Consider the following 22,826-nt stretch of genomic DNA (forward strand, 5'->3'; position numbering starts at 1 on the left):
GGGGGCTTGCCCCCTCCCACCATTTAGAGTGCCTTTCAAAAGTTGGAGGCGGCGGAGCGGGTCAACACGTTGATGGCAACCTTCCTCAACGCCCAGCCTTGATGCAATCCAATGTGGGAGGGGCGGTGCGACGATTCGACTTGCCCCCGATAGCGGTGTCTCAGTCAATATTCCTAGTGACTGACCCATTGTCATCGGGGGCAAGCCCCCTCCCACCATTTAGAGTGCATTTCAAAAGTTGGAGGCGGCGGAGCGGGTCAACCCGTTGATGGCCATTGCCATCGGCGGCAAGCTCCCTCCCACCATTTAGAGTGCATTTCAAACGGCGCGCTTGAGGGTTTCGCTCGGCAGCTCCTTGAACAACGCCCGGTAGCTATTGGAAAACCGCCCCAAATGCCAGAACGACCAGTTCATCGCCACTTGCGCCACTGTGGCCGCGGCTGAACTCAACAACTCCCGCCGCGCCCCGTTCAAGCGGCGCAAACGCAACCACTGCGCCGGGCTCATTCCGGTGTAGGTCTTGAAGCCTTGTTGCAACTGGCGCAACGGCACGCCGGCGATCTGCGCCAGTTCCAGCAGGTTGACGGTGTCATCCGGTGCATCGACCGCCCATTCGCCGATGCGCGTCATCAGCCGGCGCTCTTCGCTGCGGCGCTGCAATGACTGGCGGTCCAGGCATACGCAGGCGTTGTCGAGAATGAACAGGCAATCGTCGAGCAACTGCTGGGTGAGGGCATCGCGGCTGATCGGGTCGGTGGTGCCGGACAACCGTGTGAGCGTGCCACTGAGCCAGCGGCTGAATAACGCATTCTGCTGGCAGGTCAGCGGCGCCATGAACAACCCTTCGAGTTTCGCCACATCCAACCGATGGCGCTGCACGAACTGCGGCCCGAATACCACCGCCACTTCACGGTAGTTCTCCGGGGTGATCCAGGTGTTGCGGCTCTCGCCATTGAGCAGGTACAGCGTGTTGTCGCTGCCGTCGAAACAGAACGCCAGGGCCCCCGGCGGCGCGTTGAAATGCTGCTCCACCCGGGTGTTCATGCTCTCTTCGTAGACCTCCACGCCGTGCAGGTCGAGGTAGCGAATCTGCCCGGCAAAATGCCCGGGGGACATCTGCTGGTAGTGCTGCACCCAGCCGGGTGTTGCACGGCATTGAGCGGCCACATCACCGGTGGTGAAGGCCTGTACGCGCAAAGCGGTTGCCTGTGTCATGGGGGGAACCTGCTCGCACTCTATTGGTGCGTTGTGTTCGGAGCAAAGTGGATAGATGCCGTGGCGCGGCGAGCCCAAGATAGACCTCAATGCGCCAGGAGTACAAGCCGGTGCAGTCTCCCACCCATGACGAGGTCCTTATGAACGCCCCCTTCGATCAGCTGTCCGCCTGGCTGAAAGAACACAAGATTACCGAGGTCGAATGCGTGATCAGTGATTTGACTGGCATCGCACGCGGCAAGATTGCGCCCACCAACAAGTTCCTGCATGAGCGAGGCATGCGCCTGCCGGAAAGTGTGTTGCTGCAAACGGTAACCGGGGACTTTGTCGACGACGATGTCTACTACGACCTGCTCGACCCGGCCGACATCGACATGGTCTGCCGCCCGGTGGCCCACGCCACCTACGTGGTGCCATGGGCGATTGAACCGACCGCCATCGTGATCCACGACACCTTCGACAAGCAGGGTAACCCCATCGAACTGTCGCCGCGCAACGTGCTGAAAAAGGTGTTGCAGCTCTACGCCGAGCAGGGCTGGCAGCCGATTGTCGCGCCGGAAATGGAGTTCTACCTGACCCAGCGCTGCGATGACCCGGACCTGCCGCTGAAAACCCCGGTCGGCCGCTCCGGGCGGGCCGAAACCGGTCGCCAGTCGTTCTCCATCGACGCCGCCAACGAGTTCGACCCGCTGTTCGAAGACGTCTACGACTGGTGCGAAGCCCAGGGCCTGGACCTCGACACGCTGATCCACGAAGACGGCCCGGCGCAGATGGAAATCAACTTCCGCCACGGTGACGCCCTGGATCTTGCCGACCAGATCACCGTGTTCAAACGCACCCTGCGCGAAGCCGCGCTCAAGCACAATGTGGCCGCGACCTTCATGGCCAAGCCGGTGGCCGACGAACCGGGCAGCGCCATGCACCTGCACCAGAGCGTGGTCGACATCGCCACGGGCAAGCCGGTGTTCGTCGACGCCGACGGCCAGATGAGCACGCTGTTCCTGCACCACATCGGCGGCCTGCAGAGGTACATCCCCAAGCTGCTGCCAATGTTTGCGCCCAACGTGAATTCGTTCCGCCGCTTCCTGCCGGACACCTCGGCGCCGGTCAACGTGGAATGGGGCGAAGAAAACCGCACTGTCGGCCTGCGCGTGCCGACATCGAACCCCGACGCCATGCGCGTGGAAAACCGCCTGCCCGGCGCGGATGCCAACCCGTACCTGGCGATCGCCGCTAGCCTGTTGTGTGGCTACCTGGGCATGATCGAAAAGATTGAGCCGAGCGCGCCGGTGGAAGGCCGCGCCTATGAACGGCGCAACCTGCGCCTGCCGATCACGCTCGAGGATGCGCTGGTGCGTATGGAGGAGTGTGCGACGGTCAAGCAATACCTGGGCGACAAGTTCGTGCGCGGCTACGTCGCGGTCAAACGTGCCGAGCATGAGAATTTCAAGCGGGTGATCAGTTCCTGGGAGCGTGAGTTCCTGCTGTTGAGCGTCTAAACAATCATAAAGGGGTGTCGATATGCGTCTGATGAAAAAACTTCTCCCGCTGGCCCTGGTGGCAGCATTCAGCAGCGCCGCGCAGGCGGAGCCGACGGTCAGTGTCTACAACTGGACCGATTACATTGGCGAAACCACCTTGGCCGACTTCCAGGCCAAGACGGGGATCAAGGTGATCTACGACGTGTTCGACTCCAACGAAACCCTGGAGGGCAAGTTGCTGGCGGGGCGCACCGGGTATGACGTGGTGGTGCCGTCCAACCACTTCCTGGCGCGCCAGGTCAAGGCCGGCGCGTTCCTCAAGCTCGACCGCGCGCAGTTGCCCAATTTCAAGAACCTCGACCCCAAGCTGCTCAAGCTGCTTGAGAAAAACGACCCGGGCAACGCGCACTCGGTGCCGTACCTGTGGGGCACCAACGGCATCGGCTACAACGTCGACAAGGTCAAGCAGGTGCTCGGCATCGACCATGTCGATTCGTGGGCGGTGCTGTTCGAGCCGGAGAACCTCAAGAAGCTCAACCAGTGCGGCGTGGCCTTCCTCGACTCGGCGGATGAGTTGTTCCCGGCGATCCTCAACTACATGGGTAAGGACCCGCGCAGCGAGAACCCTGAAGACTACAAACAGGCGCAAGCCAAGCTGTTGACGCTGCGGCCTTACATCACCTACTTCCATTCCTCCAAGTACATCTCGGATTTGGCCAACGGCGATATCTGCGTGGCGTTCGGTTATTCCGGCGACGTGTTCCAGGCCGCCAACCGCGCCAAGGAAGCCAAGAACGGGGTGAACATTGCCTATTCGATTCCCAAGGAAGGCTCCAACCTGTGGTTCGACCTGCTGGCGATCCCCGCCGATGCGAGCAACCCAAAAGCAGCCCACGCGTTTATCAACTACCTGCTCGACCCTGAAGTCATCGCCAAAGTCAGCGCCTCGGTCGGCTATGCCAACGCCAACCCGGCAGCCAATGCCTTTATGGACCCGGAACTGGTGAACAACCCTGAGGTGTACCCGTCCCAGGCCGTGCTCGACAAACTCTATATTTCCACCACGCCGACCCCGGCGACCATGCGCCTGATGACCCGCGCCTGGAGCAAAGTGAAGACCGACAAATGATCCAATCGAACGACCACGCCCGGTCCTATTACCGGGCCTCGGCCAATGCCATGCCCGAGCGTCCGGCCTTGGCCGCCGACTTGAGCGCGGATGTGTGTGTGATCGGCGGTGGGTTCACCGGGGTCAATACCGCCATCGAACTGGCCCAGCGCGGGCTGTCGGTGATCCTGCTGGAGGCGCGGCGCATCGGTTGGGGCGCCAGCGGGCGCAACGGCGGGCAATTGATTCGCGGCATCGGCCACGATGTGTCGGGCTTTGCCAAGTATGTGGGCGAGGAGGGCGTGCGTTATCTGGAGCGGGCCGGGATTGATTCGGTCACGTTGGTGGGTGAACGCGTTCGCACGCAGGGTATTGACTGCGACCTGCGCTGGGGCTTTTGCGAACTGGCCAATACCGCGGCGCAGTTCGCCGCGTTCAAGGGCGAGCAGGAGCGCCTATTGGCGCAGGGCTACAACCATGAGGTCCGTGTGGTGGGTCCGCAGGATATGCACCAGGTCGTCGGCTCGCAGGTCTATGCCGGCGGCCTGGTGGACATGGGGTCCGGGCACCTGCACCCATTGAATCTGGTGTTGGGCGAGGCGCGGGTCGCCGAGTCCCTGGGGGTGCGGATTTTCGAGCACACCCCAGCGTTGGAACTGCTCCACGGCGACACCGTACAGGTACGCTGCGCCGGCGGCACGGTGCGTGCCAGCAACCTGGTGCTGGCCTGCAATGCACACTTGGAGGCGTTGGAGCCGCGCTTGAGCGGCAAAGTACTGCCTGCCGGCAGCTACATCATCGCCACCGAACCGTTAACGAAAGGGCTGGCCGAGCAATTGATCCCGCAGAACCTGGCGCTGTGCGACCAGAAAGTCGGCTTGGACTACTACCGACTGACCGCCGACCGACGCCTGTTGTTCGGCGGCGCCTGCCATTATTCGGGGCGTGATCCGCAGGACATTGCCGCGTATATGCAACCGAAGATGCTCACGGTATTCCCGCAACTGGCCAATACCGCGATCGAGTTCCAGTGGGGCGGCAAGATCGGCATCACCGCCAACCGCTTTCCCCAGGTCGGACGGCTAAAACAGTACCCGAACGTGTTGTATGCCCAGGGCTATTCCGGCCATGGGCTGAACGTGAGCCATTGGTGTGCGCGGCTGCTGGCTGAAGCCATCCATGCCGGGCACAGCCAGGGCCTGGAGGTGTTCAGCCAGGTGCCGCACATGACCTTTCCGGGCGGCAAACTGTTGCGCTCGCCGTTGTTGGCGTTGGGCATGCTGTGGTATCGGTTGCGGGAGACCCTGCAGCGATGAGCTGCCGCCGCATGGGGGCGGTTGGATTGAGCCGCACCTAAGGCCGCAAGAAAAACCGCTTTTCCTCGTCATGGCAAGGTTGCACCTACGGCCCTGTAGTTGAGCGTGGAATCGGTTGCTGTGCCATACACGATCGCCCCGGAGCGCGTAATGCCCTCTAGCCGGCTCATCCGTCCGCCCAAAAGCGGGGCGATCGCTACGGTGCTGTTGACGCCGTCCCAGTAGGCGCCGCTGGGATATTGGTTGGCATCGAAACTGTTCAAGGCGACGGTGTCGTTATCCGCCAAACCCACCGCGTTGGTCTGGGCGCTGCCAGGCAGCGGCTGGATCGACTGCACGCTGAACGAGTTGGTGGGGTCTGGCCAAAAGAGTGCTTTCTCGAAACCCGACGGGTCCCTGCCATACGCGAGTATATGCCCGGGGTTGTTGATCGACACCGCGTAATTCTGCGCATTGAGGGGCATGGTCAGCAGCAGGGGCGCGCTGCTGGGTGTTCCCCAGAATGCCGTTTGCGGCACATCGCCGGTAGCGCCGCTGAACACGCAGGTACCGACCACCTGAAGCTGATCGTTCATGCCCACCGCCCAGCAATAGCTGGCGCCGGAGGGGCTGGCCAGCGCGGTCAACACGTAGCTGCTGCCGTTCCAGGTGGCGACGGTGGGTTTGGGCGTGGCATTGGCCCCCGGACAGTTCATGACGACACTGGGATAGCCGTTGATCAAGGTGTTGTTCACGTCGACCCCGGCACAGTTGTCGCCATAACTGGAAACGCGCTGCGGCGTGGCATTGCCCGGGGTATACAGCACCACGGTTGCCTGTAACGTGGCGCTGATGCTTTGAGCCAGGGCAGCGCCTAGCGGGTTCAGGGCGGTGGGTACGGTCTGGACATCGGCGGGTCGCAGCAGGGGAAATAGCAAGGTGCCAGGCAAGGGGGCCGTCGCCGTCGGCAGGCCACTGGGCGTCGCTGCATTCCAGAACACGGCAAAACTGAGATTGGCGGCGTTGGCGCAACTTCCCAGCATCCAGCCACTGTTAGCGATTGCCTCGACGCTGCACGGTTGCCCGTTCACCAGCGGCGGCAAGACCTGTTGAGGGCCGCTCAGCGATGCGGCGTACCAAGGATTGCTGTTGGCGCTGACCGTAGCGGATGAACAATTGCCCACGGCCTGCGCGCTATCGTTGACGCTACTGGTTGAACATTGCGCCCCGGCCGCACTGCCCGAGTCGACGTATGTGGCGGCACTGGCGGTTACACCATAGCCGTACAGCAGCGAGGCGCCGAGCAGTGTCAGCGCAGTGATCGAGGTTTTGAAATAACGCGGCATGATGAGTCCCTCCCTGGAGTGTTTTACCTGTCGGTGCCGTATGGGCAGGCGCCGGTTGCGTACCAGTAAACGCTGGAGATGGGGGCGTTACAACTGTCATTTCTAACAGGTACAGAACGAGTGGCTGTGCGTTAGCATCGGTGTTTTTGTGCCCTGCGGGCCGTCCAGGCACGCAGATGATTTCAGTGGTCCGGGACGGCATGGCTTCAATCTCGAGCATCCATCGCGCCACGAATAGGGGGTGAAGTGACGAATCGGCTGGCGTACATTGTTCAACCCCGGTCGCCAGCAACTGTCGGTGCGACAGATCTGGCGATCTGAATTGTTTATTGTCTGGAGTATTGATTGTGCCTACAGCTTCTTCTGTCATTGAAGTTCCGGTTTCGGCCGATCAGGTGTGGCAATTGGTCGGCGGTTTTGACGCGCTGCCGGACTGGCTGCCATTGATCGTCGAGAGCAAGCCGGGCGACGGCGGGCGCCTGCGTCACCTGAAGACCGCCGATGGCGGCGTGGTGGTGGAGCGCTTGCAGACCTTTGATAACGTGGCCCGCACTTACAGCTACAGCATCGAGGAGTCGCCGTTTCCGGTGAGTGCCTACCTGGCGACGTTGCGGGTCGAAGCCCTGACGGAGTCGTCGGCGAAGGTGACGTGGTCGGGCGTGTTCACCCCGGTGCCGGACACCACCGACGAGGCGGTGGAGGCTTTGTTTGCCGGCGTGTACCGCGGTGGGCTTGAGGCGCTGCGCGCCAACTTCCCGGCTTGACCTGATCGATCGGGCAACCGACACCCAATGAGGGAGGGAGCAAGCCCCCTCCCACCGTTTCGATCGGTGTCGTGTCTGGTTTATTTGGGCATCAGTTGCTGGCGACACTCCAGCACCAACCGCGCACCGCCGCGTTGGCTGGTGCCAACGTCCAGATTGAAACCGTGCAGGTTGATGATCGCCGCGACAATCGACAAGCCCAGCCCAAACCCACCTTGCTGGTCGCTTTCATCCACGCGATAGAACCGCTGGAACACCGCCTTGCGTTCCGCTGTTGGGATGCCGGGGCCGGAGTCGTGGACTTCGATACGCGTGCTGCCCGCATCGTTGACCGCGCGCAAAATCACTTCGCCGCCCGCAGGGGTGAACTTGATCGAGTTGCTCAGCAGGTTGGCCAGGGCCTCGAACAGCAAGGCCCGGTCGCCGGTGATCCAGGGCAGGGATGGCGGGGTGTCGAGCACCAGTTGCAGTTCGCCTTCCTCGGCCAGGGGCAGGTAGAAGTCGTGCAGTTCGCGCAGCAGCGGCAGTGGGTCCATCACCAGGAAGCCCGAGCGGCGTTGGTGGTCTTCCAGTTCCGAGATCCGCAACAACCCGCGAAAGCGCGCCATCAGCGTGTCGGTTTCCGCGATGGCGTCGTCCAGCTGCACCGCGTGGGCCGAGTCGTCTTCGGCTTGTTGCTTGATGCGATAGAGCTGCGCGCGCAAGCGGGTGAGCGGGGTGCGCAGGTCGTGGGCGATGTTGTCGCACACGCCTTTGACCTCGTTCATCAGCTTCTCGATGCGGTCGAGCATGGCGTTGACGATGGCGGCGAGCATGTCCAGTTCGTCACGCCGATTCGACAGCGGCAGGCGATGGGTGAGGTCGCCGGCGACGATGGCCTCGGCGCTGGCCTGGATCCCGCGAATCCGTCGCAATGGGCGGCGGCGCAGCAAATGCCAGCCGGCGGCGCCGGGGATGATGGTCAGCGACACCGCCCACAGCAGCGCGTGCCAGATGATCCGGGTTACGCCGAACAGCGAACCGTTGGCGCGCACCAGCACCAGCCAGCGGCCATCGGCGGTGTGGGTGACCACGGCGTCGCAGCTGTCTTTGGGCAGTTTCGGGTCGTCGGAGTCGACGCAATTGGCCAGGGCGTGGATCTTGCCGTCCAGGGGCAAGTCGTGCGGTATCGCCTGGATCGGTCCGTTCAATGGGCGAAATTGCTCATCGAACAGGCCATAGGCGTCCACGCCCTTCATGTCGAAGGTCATGCTGGTGGTCAGGGCTTCCAACAGTTCTTCGCCGTCGAACCGCTGGAACAGGTGCTGGCGCTGCATCAGCGAATGGCGCGAGAGGTCGCTGAGGTAACCGGACACCTCGTAATACAGCACCCCCATGAGGATGCAGCTCCAGGCCACGAACAGTGAACTGTACAGCGCCAGCAAGCGGCTGCTGGAGGAACGCCAGCCCTTAGAGGGGTTCAGCAATGACATACCCGGAACCTCGTACCGTGCGGATCAGCGGCGTGAGGCCCGGTGGATCGATCTTCTTGCGCAGGCGACCGATGTGGACATCGATCAGGTTGGTCCCGGGGTCGAAGTGATAACCCCAGACTTCCTCGAAGATCATCATCCGCGACAGGATCTGCCCGGTGTTGCGCATCAGGAATTCCAGCAGTTTGTATTCAGTGGGCAGCAGGCTCAGCGGCTGCTCGGCGCGGCTGGCTTCACGGCTGATCAGGTTCAGCTCAAGGTCGGCCACGCGCAGGGCGGTTTCGAATTCCTTGACCGTGCTTTTGCGCCGCAGCAGCACTTCGACGCGGGCGGCCATTTCATCGGAGGCGAACGGTTTGGTCAGGTAGTCATCCCCACCGGCGCGCAGGCCGCGCACCCGCTCGTCGACATCGGAGAGTGCGCTGATCATCAGGATCGGCGTCGACACGCCGATGGTGCGCAGGGTGGTGACGATGGCCAGGCCATCGAGTTCCGGCAACATACGGTCGAGGGTGATCAGATCGTAATCACCACTCACGGCGCGGACCAGGCCTTCGCGGCCGTTGTCCACCCAATCTACGTCCAGTCCATGGCTACTCAGCTCGGCGACGATCTCGCGGGCCGTTACGGCGTCATCCTCAATGGTCAAAATGCGGGTCATAGGATTACCTGGTGAGCGATTCACACTAGAAGTGTGGGCATTTTGCCAAGAAATGGCTGAACGCTTCCTAAATAAAACTTCATGTTGGCAAAACTGACACAGTTTTCATAAACCCCGCCTACTCCGATGTGCGGGCTTGCCTGCGATGAAGGCGTGTCAATCGGCGGCTACGGTGACGGATCCTCCGTCAGTCGTCGAAGCCCACCTGCTCATGAATCTCATCCACCTTCAACTCCAGGCGATACGCCACCGCAATGAACAGCGCCTGGCACAGGCACAACGTGGCGCTCAAGGAGCGGAAGGCAAACGACGAGCCTTCATTGACCAACAGCACTGCGTTCGCGCGCTTGGCCAGGGGCGACAGGTTGCTGTCAGTAATGATCAGGGTCTTGGCCTGGTGGTGCTGGGCGATACGCAGGCAGTGCTGGGTTTCTTTGCCGTAGGGCGTGAAGCTGATGGCGATCACCAGGTCATTGGCGCGCACGCTGCGCATCTGCTCGCGGTAGCTGCCGCCCAGGCCTGAGATCAGGTGGATGCGCTTGTTGGTGTGCTGCAGGTTGTAGACCAGGTAATCGGCCACTGCAAACGAACGGCGCACGCCAACCACGTAGATGTTGTCGGCGTTGACCACCAGGTCGACGGCTTTTTCGAACGCCGCGTCATCCAGTTCCAGGCCCAGGCGCTCGATGCCCGAAAGCGTGGCATTGACACACTCGCGCGCCAGGTCGCCGCCGCTGGCCTTCTGCGACTTGTTGGCGATCATGCTGCGGATGCGCTGCTGATAGTTCTGCACCGGCGTGGTCTTGTGGGTGTACGCCTCGCGAAACAGCGCCTGCATCTCACTGAACCCGCTGAAGCCGAAACGCTGGGAGAACCGCACGATGGCCGACGGATGCACTTCGCATTCGCGGGCGATGTCGCTGATGCGGTCGACCATGATCCGGTCGCTCTGCTGGCTCATGTAGCTGGCGATGCGCTTGAGCTGGCGTGGCAGGCTTTCGTATTCGTCGGTGATCAGCTGCAACAGGCGTTCGGCATTGATCGCAGGGCTGGCGAGAGTGTCTTGGGAAGCGGTCTCGGGCGTGGCCGGCTGATCGGTGCGGGACATGGGCAATCCTTCTGGCGGGTTCATCTGGTGCGCTGATGGTGGGTGCAAGTCTACAGGGTAGGCGCAAAAAAATACCCCGGCATGCGCCAGCGAGTGGGCGGCTGAAACGATGCACTGTCGCTGGCGTGCCCCTATGCTGACGTATTGGAAAAAATATTCTACCAAAAATAATTATGGAATAAATATTGATTGGGCTCGCTGAACGTTCTAGTCTGCTCCCACCAAGAGCGTGTGCCGTCGCCACGGCGGTACAACGCAGGCTGATAAAAATAACAGGAGCCAGCATGGGCCAGACTCGTTTTGCCAGTGGGCGTCAATTGGATCTGATTTGCCTCGGGCGCCTGGGCGTCGACCTCTATGCGCAGCAAGTCGGTGCGCGGCTTGAGGATGTGTCCAGCTTTGCCAAGTACCTCGGCGGTTCTTCCGCCAACATTGCCTTCGGCACCGCGCGCCTGGGCCTCAAGTCGGCGATGTTGAGCCGGGTAGGGGACGACCATATGGGCCGGTTCCTGACGGAATCCCTGGCCCGTGAAGGCTGCGATGTCAGCGGCATCAAGGTCGACCCGCAACGCCTTACCGCGCTGGTGCTGCTGGGCCTCAAGGACCGCGAAACCTTCCCCCTGGTGTTCTACCGCGAAAACTGCGCCGACATGGCCCTGCGCGCCGAAGACATCAGCGAAGCCTTTATCGCCTCGAGCAAGGCCCTGCTGATCACCGGCACGCATTTCTCCACCGACGCTGTGTACAAGGCCAGCGTCCAGGCCCTGGATTACGCGGCCAAACACAACGTCCAGCGCGTGCTCGACATCGACTACCGCCCGGTGCTGTGGGGCCTGGCGGGTAAGGCCGATGGCGAAACCCGGTTTGTCGCCGACCAGAGCGTCAGCCAGCACGTGCAGAGCATCCTGCCGCGCTTCGACCTGATCGTCGGTACTGAAGAAGAGTTCCTGATCGCCGGCGGCAGTGAAGATTTGCTCAGCGCCCTGCGCACCGTCCGTGAACTGACCCCGGCGACCCTGGTGGTCAAGCTCGGCCCGCAGGGCTGCACGGTGATCCACGGCGCGATCCCGGCCCGTTTGGACGAGGGGGCGATCTACCCCGGCGTGCGCGTTGAAGTGCTTAACGTGCTGGGCGCCGGCGATGCGTTCATGGCGGGCTTTCTCAGCGGCTGGCTGAACGATGCCAGCGACGCGCGATGCAGCCAGTTGGCCAATGCCTGCGGCGGCCTGGTGGTGTCGCGCCACGCCTGCGCACCGGCCATGCCGACGCCGGCCGAACTGGATTACCTGTTCAACAGCCCGGTGCCGATCACCCGTCCCGATCAAGACGTGACCCTGCAGCGCCTGCATCGGGTCACGGTGCCACGCAAGGCCTGGAAGCAACTGTTCGTGTTCGCCTTCGACCACCGCTGGCAATTGGTCGACCTGGCGCAACGCGGCGGCCAGGACCCGAGCCGCATCAGCACGATCAAGCAGCTGTTTATCCAGGCCGTCGAACGCGTGGAGAAGAAGCTGCGCGGGCAGGGCATCGAGGCCGATGTCGGTTTGCTCGCCGACCAGCGCTTCGGCCAGGACGCGCTCAACGCCGCCAGCGGTCGCGGCTGGTGGATCGCACGCCCGGTGGAGGTGCAGAACTCGCGGCCCCTGGCCTTCGAACACGGCCGCTCGATCGGCAGCAACCTGATCGCCTGGCCCCAGGAGCAAATCATCAAATGCCTGGTGCAATACCACCCCGATGACGAACCGCTGCTGCGTCTGGAACAGGAAGCGCAACTCAAGGCGGTGTACGAGGCTTCGCTGGTCAGCGGGCATGAACTGTTGCTGGAAGTCATCCCGCCCAAGGATCACCCCTCGACCTACCCCGATGTGCTCTACCGCAGCCTCAAGCGCCTGTACAACCTGGGTATCTACCCGGCGTGGTGGAAAATCGAGGCACAGTCGGCCGAGGACTGGACAAAACTCGACGAACTGATCGAGGAACGCGACCCGTACTGCCGCGGCGTGGTGCTGCTGGGCCTGAATGCCTCGGCCGAGTGCCTGGCCGAGGGCTTCCGCCAAGCCAGCCAGAGTCGTACCTGCCGTGGTTTTGCCGTGGGACGCACGATCTTCCAGGAGCCGAGTCGCGCGTGGATGGTGGGGGAGATTGATGACGAGACCCTGATCCGCCAAGTCCGGGCCACTTTCGAGCAATTGATCAGTGCCTGGTGCAGTGCCAGAGGCTGAACGTAGTTCTTAATTTGAAATGTAATCCAATGTGGGAGGGAGCTTGCTCCCGAAGGCGGTGGTGCAGTTACAGAAGTGTTGCCTGACACACTGCCATCGGGAGCAAGCTCCCTCCCACATAATGCAGATCTCAGTGATACCTGAAAATAATAAAGGTGCAGCCATGCCCGCAATCCGAATTGGCATCAACCCGATCTCCTGGAGCAACGACGACCTGCCGGCCCTGGGCGGCGAAACGCCCCTGAGCACGGCGTTGAGCGAAGGCAAGCAGATCGGCTACGAAGGTTTTGAACTCAACGGCAAATTCCCCAAGGACGCCAAGGGCGTCGCCGATGTGTTGCGCCCCTACGACCTGGCGCTGGTCTCCGGTTGGTACTCCAGCCGCCTGGCCCAGCGGTCGGTCGCGCAGGAAATCGAAGCCATCGCCGCTCACGTCGAGTTGCTCAAACACAATGGCGCCACGGTGTTGGTCTACGGCGAAGTGGCCGATTCGATCCAGGGCTCCCGCATCCGCCTGATCGAACGCCCGCGTTTCCACAGTGAGCAGGCCTGGCAGGACTACGCCGACAAGCTCACCGAACTGGCGCGCTTTACCCTGTCCCAGGGCGTGCGCCTGGCCTACCACCACCATATGGGCGCCTATGTCGAATCGCCGGAGGACATTGATCAACTGATGCGCCGCACCGGCCCCGAAGTCGGCCTGCTGTTCGATTCGGGCCATTGCTACATGGGTGGCGGTGAACCCCTCGACGTACTGCGCAAGCACATCGACCGCGTGTGCCATGTGCATTTCAAGGACGTGCGCAAAGCAGTGGTGCAACTGGCGCGCAACCAGATGTGGAGCTTCCCCGACTGCATCGTCAACGGCACCTTCACCGTGCCGGGTGACGGCGATATCGACTTTGCCGCGTTGCTCGATGTGCTGCTGGCCGCGCATTACCGAGGCTGGCTGGTGGTCGAAGCCGAGCAGGACCCGGCTGTCGCGCCGAGCTATATCTATGCGAAAAAAGGTTACGACACCTTGCGTGCGCTGCTGAACGAGAGGACGGGGCAATGAGCTTGCTGGTCAAGAGCAATAAGCGCGGGCAAACCATGGTCGCCCTCGAAGCGGGCCGCCTGGCCTACGTCGGCTTTGCCGCCTACCGCCTGAGCCTGGGCGAAACCCTGCCAGTCACCGCCGGCGACCAGGAGCTGTGCCTGGTGCTGCTCAGCGGCCGGGTGACGATCGAAGGCGACGGTTTTAGCTGGCAGAACCTCGGCGATCGTCAGTCGGTGTTTGAAGACAAATCGCCCTTTGCCGCTTACCTGCCGCCGGGCACCGACGCCCAGGTGACGGCATTGAGCGACGTGCAGCTCGCGGTCTGCGCCGCGCCTGGCGCGACGGGTTTCGCGCCACGCTTGATCCGCCCCGAACAGTGCAAGCGCAGCGTGCGCGGCAAAGGCGCCAACACCCGTTACGTGTGCGACATCCTGCCCGACAGCGAGCCCGCCCACTCCCTGCTGGTGGTGGAAGTCCGCACGCCGTCCGGGCATTCGTCGAGCTACCCGCCGCACAAGCACGACACCGACGACCTGCCGCACCAGAGCTTTCTCGAAGAAACCTATTACCACCAGGTCAACCCGCCCCAGGGCTTCGTGTTCCAGCGGGTGTACACCGACGATCGCAGCATCGATGAGGCCATGGCCGTGGAAAACAGCGACCTGGTGGTGGTGCCCAAGGGGTACCACCCGGTGAGCGTGCCGTATGGCTACGAGTCCTACTACCTCAACGTAATGGCCGGCCCCAAGCGCGCCTGGCATTTTCATAACGACCCGCAGCACAGCTGGCTGCTGGACCTTTAAGGGGCGCGACATGACCACCACTCGTTTGACCATGGCCCAGGCCCTGGTGAAATTTCTGGATAACCAATACATCGAAGTCGATGGTGTGCAGAGCAAGTTCGTGGCCGGGGTGTTCACCATTTTCGGCCACGGCAACGTGCTCGGCCTGGGCCAGGCGCTGGAGCAGGACAGCGGCGACCTGGTGGTGCATCAGGGCCGCAACGAGCAAGGCATGGCCCACGCTGCCATCGGTTTTGCCAAACAGCACCTGCGCCGCAAGATCTACGCGTGTACCGCGTCGGTCGGCCCGGGGGCGGCGAATATGCTGACCGCTGCCGCGACCGCCACGGCCAACCGCATTCCGTTGCTGCTATTGCCTGGCGATGTCTACGCCAGCCGCCAGCCCGACCCGGTGCTGCAACAGATCGAGCAGTTCCATGACCTGAGCATCAGCACCAACGACGCCTTCCGTTCGGTGAGCAAATACTGGGACCGCATCAACCGCCCCGAGCAATTGATGAGCGCGGCGATCCACGCCATGCGCGTGCTCACCGACCCGGCCGAAACCGGTGCCGTCACCCTGGCGCTGCCGCAGGACGTGCAAGCCGAGGCCTGGGATTACCCGGATTACTTCCTGCAAAAACGTGTCCATCGCCTCGACCGGCGCCCGCCCACCGAGGCGATGATCGGCGATGCCGTGGCGGCCTTCGAGGGCAAGCGCAAGCCGTTGATCATCTGCGGCGGCGGGGTCAAGTACTCCGGGGCGAATGCGGCCCTGCAGGCATTTGCCGAACGCTTCGCGATTCCCTTCGCCGAAACCCAGGCGGGCAAGAGTGCGGTGCTGTCCAGCCATCCGCTGAACGTCGGCGGGATCGGCGAAACCGGCTGCCTGGCCGCGAACCTGTTGGCCGCCGAGGCCGACCTGATCATCGGGATCGGCACGCGCTACACCGATTTCACCACGTCGTCGAAGTCGTTGTTCAAGCACGCCGAGGTGCGGTTCCTCAACCTCAACATCAGCTCCGGCGATGCGTTGAAACTCGATGGCGTGCAAGTGCTGGCGGATGCACGAGTCGCCCTTGATGCATTGGCCGCAGCGCTGGGCGATTATCGCGCCGGTTGGGGCGAGCAGGTGCGCGATGCCAGGGCGCAACTGGATGCTGAAGTCGACCGGGTGCATCAGTTGGAATACGCCGGCGACGACTTCGTCCCCGAGGTCGACGACCACCTCGACCGCGGCGTGCTACGCGAATTTATCGAGCTGACCGGTTCGTGCCTGACCCAAAGCCGGGTCCTCGGCGTGCTCAACCAGGTGCTGGCCGACGACGCGATCATCGTCGCCGCCGCCGGCAGCCTGCCCGGCGACCTGCAGCGCAGCTGGCGCAGCAAGGGCGTCAACACTTACCACGTCGAGTACGGTTATTCGTGCATGGGCTACGAGATCAACGCCGCCCTCGGCGTGAAACTCGCCGAGCCGACGCGCGAGGTCTATGCGCTGGTCGGTGATGGCTCCTACATGATGCTGCACTCGGAGCTGGCCACCTCGATCCAGGAGCGCCGCAAGATCAACGTGGTGCTGCTGGACAACATGGCTTTCGGTTGCATCAACAACCTGCAGATCGGCAACGGCATGGACAGCTTCGGCACCGAGTTCCGCTACCGCAACCCCGAGAGCGGCAAGCTCGACGGCGGCCTGGTGCCGGTGGATTTCGCCATGAGTGCGGCGGCCTACGGTTGCAAGACTTACAAGGTCAGCAGCGTCGAACAGCTCGAAGCGGCGCTGGCCGATGCGCGCACGCAAACGGTGTCGACGCTGATCGATATCAAGGTGCTGCCCAAGACCATGATCCACGGCTACCTGTCGTGGTGGCGGGTGGGTGTGGCGCAGGTCTCCACCAGCGAACGCACCAACGCGGCGGCGAAAAAACTCAATGAACAGCTGGCCAAGGCCCGGCAGTACTAATAACAAGAGGAGTGAATGTATGTCGTTGAAGCTGGGTGTTATCGGTACGGGCGCTATCGGCCGGGACCATATTCGTCGTTGCAGCCAGACCTTGCTCAACAGCCAGGTGGTGGCGGTGACCGACATCGACCTGGAGCAGGCCGCCAAGGTGGTGGCGGATCTGAAACTGGACGCCGAGGTGTATCCGGACGGCCATGCGCTGATCCGTTCGCCTCAGGTCGAAGCCATTCTCGTCACTTCCTGGGGCCCGAGCCATGAGGCATTCGTGCTCGCCGCCATCGAGGCGGGCAAACCGGTGTTCTGCGAAAAACCCCTGGCGGTCACCGCCGAAGGCTGTCGCAGGATCGTCGAGGCTGAAGTGGCGCACGGCAAGCGCCTGGTGCAAGTGGGCTTCATGCGCCCCTATGACGAAGGTTATCGCGCCCTCAAAGCGGTGATCGACAGCGGCCGGATCGGCGAGCCGCTGATGCTGCACTGCGCGCACCGCAACCCGCGGGTGGGCGAGAACTACAAGACCGACATGGCGATCACCGACACCCTGATCCACGAGCTGGATGTGTTGCGTTGGCTGCTCGACGACGACTATGTGTCGGTGCAAGTGGTGTTCCCGCGCAAGACCAGCAAGGCCCTGGCCCATCTGCGCGATCCGCAGATCGTGCTGCTGGAAACCGCCAAGGGCACGCGCATCGATGTGGAAGTGTTTGTGAACTGCCAGTACGGCTACGACATTCAGTGCGAAGTGGTGGGGGAGACCGGTATCGCCAAGCTGCCGGAGCCGTCGCAGGTGCAATTGCGCAGCGAGGCCAAGCTGTCCAATGCGATTCTGATGGACTGGAAAGACCGCTTTATCGGCGCCTATGACGTCGAGTTGCAGGCGTTCATCGACAGCGTGCGCGCCGGGCAAGTGGGCGGGCCGTCGGCGTGGGATGGGTTTGCAGCGGCGGTCGCGGCGGATGCATGTATCGAGGCCCAAGGCAGTGGGCAAATTGTCCAAGTCAGCCTGCCTGAGCGTCCGCGCTTCTACGGCTGACACGCGGTCAATGTGGGAGGGGGCTTGCCCCCTCCCACAGTTGGATTGGGTTTGCACTTCAATGAAGGAGTGAATGTATGCGAATTGGACTAGTCGGCTATGGCCACGGAGGGCGCTTCTTTCATGCGCCACTGATTGCAACCCTGCCCGGCGCTACTTTTGTTGGTGTGGTGACTCGTTCACCCGAGCGCCGTCAGCAATTGAGCACTGATCTTCCAGGGGTTAAAGCCTTTGACAGCATCGGCCAGATCGTCGAGGCCGGCGTTGACGCCCTGGTGATTTCCACCACGCTTAAAGGTCGCCCGGCGCTGGTGCTGGAGGCCATCGAGCACGGCGTCGCCGTGGTCAGCGATAAACCTTTCGCCGCCAACGCCGAGCAGGCCCGGGTGCTGATCACCGCGGCTGAACGCCAGGGCGTGTTGCTCAGCGTCTACCAGAACCGGCGCTGGGATTCGGATTTCCTGACCTTGCGCAAACTGATCGACGCCGGCGCCCTCGGCGCTGTCACCCGGTTTGAATCCCGCGTCGAGCGTTTCAGCCCGCAATCGGTGGGCAATGCCAGCGGCGGCGGCTGGCTGCGCGACCTGGGCAGCCATCTGGTGGATCAGGCGCTGCAACTGTTCGGCCCGGTGGATCGGGTTTTCGCGCAACTGCACTACAGCGCCGAACACCCCAGCATCGACCACGGCTTCTTTGTCTCCCTGACCCACGCCAACGGGGTGATTTCCCACCTGTGGGGCAACGCCTTGCAGAACAGCCCCGCACCGCGCTTGCGGGTCAGCGGCACCCTGGGTTGCTACACCGTCGACGGATTGGACGGCCAGGAAGACGCACTGATAGCCGGCAAGTCGCCCAAAACCGAGGGCGAGCACTGGGGCTCTGAGGAGCACCGCCGCTGGGGCTGGTTCGAACAAGGCCCCGAGCGCGAGCGTGTGCCGTCGGAAAAAGGCTGCTGGACCCAGTTCTATCGCCAGTGGCAGGCCGCCGTGCAAGGGCAGGGGCCGCTGCCGGTGGACGCCTACGAGGTGTTGGAAACCACAAGGATATTGGACGCCGCACGCCTGAGCGCCGAGCGCCAGCAAGTGGTTTCGACAAAAATAGAATAAAATTCTAAAACAGGTTGATATAGAAATTATTTTCCAATAAAGTCTTTTCCAGGTTGCATAAAGTACGTTCTGGACTCGATCCCGACGACTCAACAAAAACAAGATCAAAAACAACCAGGTACCGTCAGATGAAAATCTTCAACGCTGTACTGCGAGTTTTACGCCCAGCCCTTGCGCCACGCGGTCTGCCCCGCACCCGGCCGTTTTACTTCTCCTTCCTCAACGTGCTGTGCGTCGAAAACCAAGGCGCCCTGGTGTGCTGCATTCCGGGAGCACCGCTCGTCCGCCTGCCGTCATCCTCGCTCTGAAAAACGCAACGTCCAAAAAACCAACAAGAAAGTGGAGACAGACCGTTCATGAAGACCCCGATCCGTTTTACCGCGCTGGCGTTGTCCCTGCTGCTGGCCAGCGGTTTTGCCATGGCTGCCGATCTGAAGATCGGCGTGAGCATGTCGCAGTTCGATGACACCTACCTGACCAATGTGCGTGAATTCATGGACAAGCAAGCCAAGGCCTACCCCAAGGGCGATGGTGTGCAACTGCAGTTCGAAGACGCGCGCGCCGACGTGGTCAAGCAATTGAGCCAGGTCGAGAACTTCATCAGCCAGAAGGTCGACGCGATCATCGTCAACCCGGTGGACACGGCGTCCACGGCGCGGATCAGCAAGTCAGCGCTCGAAGCGGGTATTCCGCTGGTCTATGTCAACCGCCGACCTGACCAGAAAGACCTGCCCAAAGGCGTGGCGGCCGTGACCTCCGATGATGAAGAGGCCGGCAGGCTGCAAATGCAGTACATCGCCGAAAAACTGGGGGGCAAGGGCAAGGTGGTGATCCTGCTCGGTGACTTGGCGAACAACTCCACCACCAACCGGACCAAGGGCATCAAAGAAGTCCTGGCCAAGTACCCGCAGATCAAGATCGAGCAGGAACAGACCGGCATCTGGCTGCGTGACCGCGGGATGACCCTGGTCAACGACTGGTTGACCCAGGGCCGCGAATTCAATGCCGTGCTGGCCAACAACGATGAAATGGCGATTGGCGCGGCTATGGCGTTGAAGTCGGCCGGCACCAAGCCGGGCAGCGTCTTGATTGCGGGGGTCGATGGCACGCCGGACGGCTTGAATGCGATCACCAAGGGCGAAATGACCGTGTCGGTGTTCCAGGATGCCAAGGGCCAGGCAGTCGGCTCGGTGGAGGCGGCGCGCAAGATGGCGAAGAAGGAAGCGATCGAGCAGAACATTGTCATCCCGTTCAAGCTGATCACCCCGGACAACGTCAAAGACTTCAAGTAGCCCTTACATCACAACAATAAGCCGGCAGGGCGGTCGTGCCCGCCCTGTCGATGGAGTACCGCCCTATGCTTGCTCAAGCCACTGTCTCGCAGCCGCCCGGTATCCAGCCGTCGCTGCTGGAAGAACCGTACCTGCTGGAAATCCTCAACATCAGCAAAGGCTTTCCCGGTGTGGTGGCCCTGGCCGATGTACAACTGCGTGTGCGCCCAGGCTCGGTGCTGGCGCTGATGGGCGAGAACGGCGCGGGCAAGTCGACCCTGATGAAAATCATCGCCGGCATCTACCAGCCCGACACCGGGGAAATCCGCCTGCGCGGCAAGCCGATTGTGTTTGAGACGCCGCTGGCCGCGCAAAAGGCCGGGATCGCGATGATCCACCAGGAACTCAACCTGATGCCGCACATGAGCATCGCCGAGAATATCTGGATCGGCCGCGAGCAGCTCAACAGCCTGCGCATGGTCAACCACCGCGAAATGCACCGCTGCACCGCCCAATTGCTCGCCCGCCTGCGCATCAACCTCGACCCCGAGGAGCAGGTGGGCAACCTGAGCATCGCCGAGCGGCAGATGGTCGAGATTGCCAAGGCGGTGTCCTACGATTCCGACATCCTGATCATGGATGAGCCGACGTCCGCCATCACCGAGAAGGAAGTCGCCCACCTGTTTTCGATCATTGCCGACCTCAAGGCCCAGGGCAAAGGCATCGTCTACATCACGCACAAGATGAATGAAGTGTTCGCCATCGCCGATGAAGTGGCGGTGTTTCGCGACGGCCAGTACATCGGCCTGCAGCGCGCCGACAGCATGAACAGCGACAGCCTGATCTCGATGATGGTCGGCCGTGAACTGAGCCAGTTGTTCCCGGTGCGCGAAACGCCCATCGGCGAGTTGCTGCTGTCGGTGCGCGACCTGGGCCTGGACGGCGTGTTCAACAACGTCTCGTTCGACCTGCATGCCGGCGAGATCCTTGGCATCGCCGGGCTGATGGGCTCGGGCCGCACCAACGTGGCGGAAGCCCTTTTTGGCATCAGCCCAAGCACTCGCGGGCAGATAACCCTCGATGGCAAGGCGCTGCGTATCACCGACCCGCACATGGCCATCGACAAAGGCTTTGCGCTGTTGACCGAAGACCGCAAGCTCAGCGGGCTGTTCCCGTGCCTGTCGGTCCTGGAAAACATGGAAATGGCCGTGTTGCCGCATTACTCGGGCAACGGGTTTATCCAGCAGAAAGCCCTGCGTGCGCTGTGCGAAGACATGTGCAAGAAGCTGCGGGTGAAAACCCCGTCCCTGGAGCAATGCATCGACACCTTGTCCGGCGGCAATCAGCAGAAAGCCCTGCTGGCGCGCTGGCTGATGACCAACCCGCGCCTGCTGATCCTCGACGAGCCGACCCGTGGCATCGATGTCGGCGCCAAGGCCGAGATCTACCGTTTGATTGCGTTCCTCGCCAGCGAGGGCATGGCGGTGATCATGATTTCCTCGGAGCTGCCTGAAGTGCTGGGTATGAGCGACCGGGTGATGGTGATGCATGAAGGCGAACTGATGGGCACCCTGGACCGTGCAGACGCGACCCAGGAAAAAGTCATGCAGCTGGCCTCCGGTATGACCGCGGTCCACTGACGAACAGCCGCGCGGGCCTGCGGTTGGCCTGCGCCATAGAATAAAAAGGTGATTGGCTATGAACGCAATAACAGACAACAAGCCTGCCACGGCAGCGGTCAAGCACCGTCGGCGCTTGCCCACCGAGCTGAGCATCTTCCTGGTGCTGATCGGCATCGGCCTGGTGTTTGAGCTGTTTGGCTGGATCGTGCGAGACCAGAGCTTCCTGATGAACTCCCAGCGTCTGGTGCTGATGATCCTGCAAGTGTCGATCATCGGCCTGCTGGCCATCGGTGTGACCCAGGTGATCATCACCACCGGGATCGACTTGTCTTCCGGCTCGGTCTTGGCGTTATCGGCGATGATCGCTGCCAGTCTTGCGCAAACATCTGATTTTTCCCGTGCGGTGTTTCCGTCCCTGACCGACCTGCCGGTGTGGATTCCGGTGGTGGCGGGGCTCGGCGTGGGGCTGCTGGCGGGCGCGATCAACGGCAGTATTATCGCGGTGACCGGTATCCCGCCGTTTATCGCAACGCTGGGGATGATGGTGTCGGCCCGTGGCCTGGCGCGTTACTACACCGAAGGCCAGCCGGTGAGCATGCTCTCGGATTCCTACACGGCCATCGGGCATGGCGCGATGCCGGTGATCATCTTTCTGGTGGTGGCGGTGATCTTCCATATCGCCCTGCGCTACACCAAGTACGGTAAGTACACCTACGCCATCGGCGGCAATATGCAGGCGGCGCGCACCTCGGGGATCAACGTCAAGCGCCACCTGATCATCGTCTACAGCATCGCCGGGCTCCTCGCTGGCCTGGCCGGTGTGGTGGCCTCGGCGCGTGCCGCCACCGGCCAGGCCGGCATGGGCATGTCCTACGAACTGGATGCGATTGCCGCCGCGGTGATCGGCGGCACCAGCCTGGCCGGCGGAGTAGGGCGCATCACCGGCACCGTGATCGGCGCGCTGATCCTTGGGGTGATGGCCAGCGGGTTTACCTTTGTCGGGGTCGACGCGTATATCCAGGACATCATCAAGGGCCTGATTATCGTGGCGGCGGTGGTGATCGACCAATATCGCAACAAGCGCAAGCTAAAACGCTGACGCAGTGCAAAATGTGGGAGGGGCTTGCCTCCTCCCACATTCAGACCTGCATTCGTCAGATCCAACCGTTTGTCTTCTATATAGCTCCACAACACTGAATTTCTTGCTATAAACACACTCCGATGACCATTCGCCAAGCCCGTCCTGGTGCCTTTGGGGGTTATCTTGGAAAAAATGCCTGTCTTTTCAGTTGCTGCGCCCTCAAGTCGGCCTTAGACTGCCGCCCCTCGTAAATTGAGTGC

19 protein-coding genes are annotated in these 22,826 nt (G+C 62.1%); 14 read left to right on the top strand and 5 right to left on the bottom strand.

From position 1 onward, the window contains the following. Positions 1-318 precede the first annotated feature (318 nt). Positions 319-1,215: a helix-turn-helix domain-containing protein gene (locus AC07W0_RS13155; RefSeq protein WP_017846569.1), complete on the bottom strand. Its 897-nt coding sequence runs from the start codon at positions 1,213-1,215 to the stop codon at positions 319-321. A gap of 140 nt (positions 1,216-1,355) precedes the next feature. On the opposite strand from AC07W0_RS13155, the gene AC07W0_RS13160 reads away from it, so the two are divergent. The 3 genes from AC07W0_RS13160 to AC07W0_RS13170 are packed head-to-tail and all read left to right on the top strand — an operon-like array spanning position 1,356 to position 5,120. After that, positions 1,356-2,714, top strand: coding sequence for a glutamine synthetase family protein (locus AC07W0_RS13160; RefSeq protein WP_026139969.1), 1,359 nt, complete (start codon positions 1,356-1,358; stop codon positions 2,712-2,714). Positions 2,715-2,736: 22 nt separating this feature from the next. After that, on the top strand, positions 2,737-3,825 hold the full coding sequence (locus AC07W0_RS13165) for a polyamine ABC transporter substrate-binding protein (RefSeq protein WP_017846567.1): 1,089 nt from the start codon (positions 2,737-2,739) through the stop codon (positions 3,823-3,825). Then, positions 3,822-5,120, top strand: coding sequence for an NAD(P)/FAD-dependent oxidoreductase (locus AC07W0_RS13170; protein ID WP_102617603.1), 1,299 nt, complete (start codon positions 3,822-3,824; stop codon positions 5,118-5,120). Before AC07W0_RS13165 ends, AC07W0_RS13170 begins: the two co-directional genes overlap by 4 nt. Before the next feature lie 68 nt (positions 5,121-5,188). Here AC07W0_RS13170 and AC07W0_RS13175 read toward each other — a convergent pair whose 3' ends face one another. Continuing rightward, a complete protein-coding gene (locus tag AC07W0_RS13175; protein ID WP_102617602.1) occupies positions 5,189-6,445 on the bottom strand; it encodes a hypothetical protein in 1,257 nt (418 codons plus the stop codon). A 347-nt stretch (positions 6,446-6,792) separates the two neighbouring features. Here AC07W0_RS13175 and AC07W0_RS13180 point away from each other — a divergent pair, with 347 nt between their 5' ends. After that, on the top strand, positions 6,793-7,209 hold the full coding sequence (locus tag AC07W0_RS13180; RefSeq protein ID WP_102617601.1) for an SRPBCC family protein: 417 nt from the start codon (positions 6,793-6,795) through the stop codon (positions 7,207-7,209). Positions 7,210-7,289: 80 nt separating this feature from the next. Here the strand turns inward: AC07W0_RS13180 and AC07W0_RS13185 are convergent, their stop codons facing one another. From AC07W0_RS13185 to AC07W0_RS13195, 3 genes are all read right to left on the bottom strand, one after another. After that, entirely contained in the window at positions 7,290-8,681 is a 1,392-nt protein-coding gene (locus tag AC07W0_RS13185) for a sensor histidine kinase (RefSeq protein ID WP_102617600.1), read from the bottom strand. Continuing rightward, positions 8,659-9,342: a response regulator transcription factor gene (locus tag AC07W0_RS13190; RefSeq protein ID WP_003219726.1), complete on the bottom strand. Its 684-nt coding sequence runs from the start codon at positions 9,340-9,342 to the stop codon at positions 8,659-8,661. Before AC07W0_RS13190 ends, AC07W0_RS13185 begins: the two co-directional genes overlap by 23 nt. Before the next feature lie 187 nt (positions 9,343-9,529). Beyond that, positions 9,530-10,450 carry a MurR/RpiR family transcriptional regulator gene (locus tag AC07W0_RS13195; RefSeq protein WP_017846562.1) on the bottom strand — a complete coding sequence of 307 codons (921 nt, stop codon included), beginning with the start codon at positions 10,448-10,450 and terminating at the stop codon, positions 9,530-9,532. A 284-nt stretch (positions 10,451-10,734) separates the two neighbouring features. Here AC07W0_RS13195 and AC07W0_RS13200 point away from each other — a divergent pair, with 284 nt between their 5' ends. From AC07W0_RS13200 to AC07W0_RS13245, 10 genes are all read left to right on the top strand, one after another. Then, positions 10,735-12,672, top strand: coding sequence for a bifunctional 5-dehydro-2-deoxygluconokinase/5-dehydro-2-deoxyphosphogluconate aldolase (locus AC07W0_RS13200; protein ID WP_102617599.1), 1,938 nt, complete (start codon positions 10,735-10,737; stop codon positions 12,670-12,672). A 163-nt stretch (positions 12,673-12,835) separates the two neighbouring features. Further along, the gene (gene iolE / locus AC07W0_RS13205) at positions 12,836-13,729 is read left to right on the top strand and encodes a myo-inosose-2 dehydratase (RefSeq protein ID WP_017846560.1); all 894 of its coding nucleotides are present in this window, start codon (positions 12,836-12,838) and stop codon (positions 13,727-13,729) included. Beyond that, the gene (gene iolB, locus AC07W0_RS13210; protein WP_046489003.1) at positions 13,726-14,514 is read left to right on the top strand and encodes a 5-deoxy-glucuronate isomerase; all 789 of its coding nucleotides are present in this window, start codon (positions 13,726-13,728) and stop codon (positions 14,512-14,514) included. Before iolE ends, iolB begins: the two co-directional genes overlap by 4 nt. A 10-nt stretch (positions 14,515-14,524) precedes the next feature. Then, the gene (iolD, locus tag AC07W0_RS13215; RefSeq protein WP_046489002.1) at positions 14,525-16,456 is read left to right on the top strand and encodes a 3D-(3,5/4)-trihydroxycyclohexane-1,2-dione acylhydrolase (decyclizing); all 1,932 of its coding nucleotides are present in this window, start codon (positions 14,525-14,527) and stop codon (positions 16,454-16,456) included. Between the two features lie 19 nt (positions 16,457-16,475). Then, a complete protein-coding gene (iolG, locus tag AC07W0_RS13220) occupies positions 16,476-17,486 on the top strand; it encodes a bifunctional inositol 2-dehydrogenase/D-chiro-inositol 1-dehydrogenase (protein WP_017846557.1) in 1,011 nt (336 codons plus the stop codon). A 77-nt stretch (positions 17,487-17,563) separates the two neighbouring features. After that, positions 17,564-18,592, top strand: a complete 1,029-nt coding sequence (locus AC07W0_RS13225; protein ID WP_198865592.1) for a Gfo/Idh/MocA family protein — start codon at positions 17,564-17,566, stop codon at positions 18,590-18,592. A 128-nt stretch (positions 18,593-18,720) separates the two neighbouring features. Then, positions 18,721-18,900, top strand: coding sequence for a hypothetical protein (locus AC07W0_RS13230; protein WP_079444050.1), 180 nt, complete (start codon positions 18,721-18,723; stop codon positions 18,898-18,900). Between the two features lie 48 nt (positions 18,901-18,948). Next, complete coding sequence (locus AC07W0_RS13235) at positions 18,949-19,884, top strand: sugar ABC transporter substrate-binding protein (RefSeq protein WP_057004687.1); 936 nt, start codon at positions 18,949-18,951, stop codon at positions 19,882-19,884. A 65-nt stretch (positions 19,885-19,949) separates the two neighbouring features. Beyond that, positions 19,950-21,503 (top strand): sugar ABC transporter ATP-binding protein, encoded by a 1,554-nt coding sequence (locus AC07W0_RS13240; protein ID WP_102617596.1) that lies wholly within the window; start codon positions 19,950-19,952, stop codon positions 21,501-21,503. A 58-nt stretch (positions 21,504-21,561) separates the two neighbouring features. Beyond that, positions 21,562-22,584: an ABC transporter permease gene (locus AC07W0_RS13245; protein WP_017846553.1), complete on the top strand. Its 1,023-nt coding sequence runs from the start codon at positions 21,562-21,564 to the stop codon at positions 22,582-22,584. Positions 22,585-22,826: the final 242 nt, after the last annotated feature.

The organism is Pseudomonas sp. GW704-F2, from assembly GCF_059423025.1.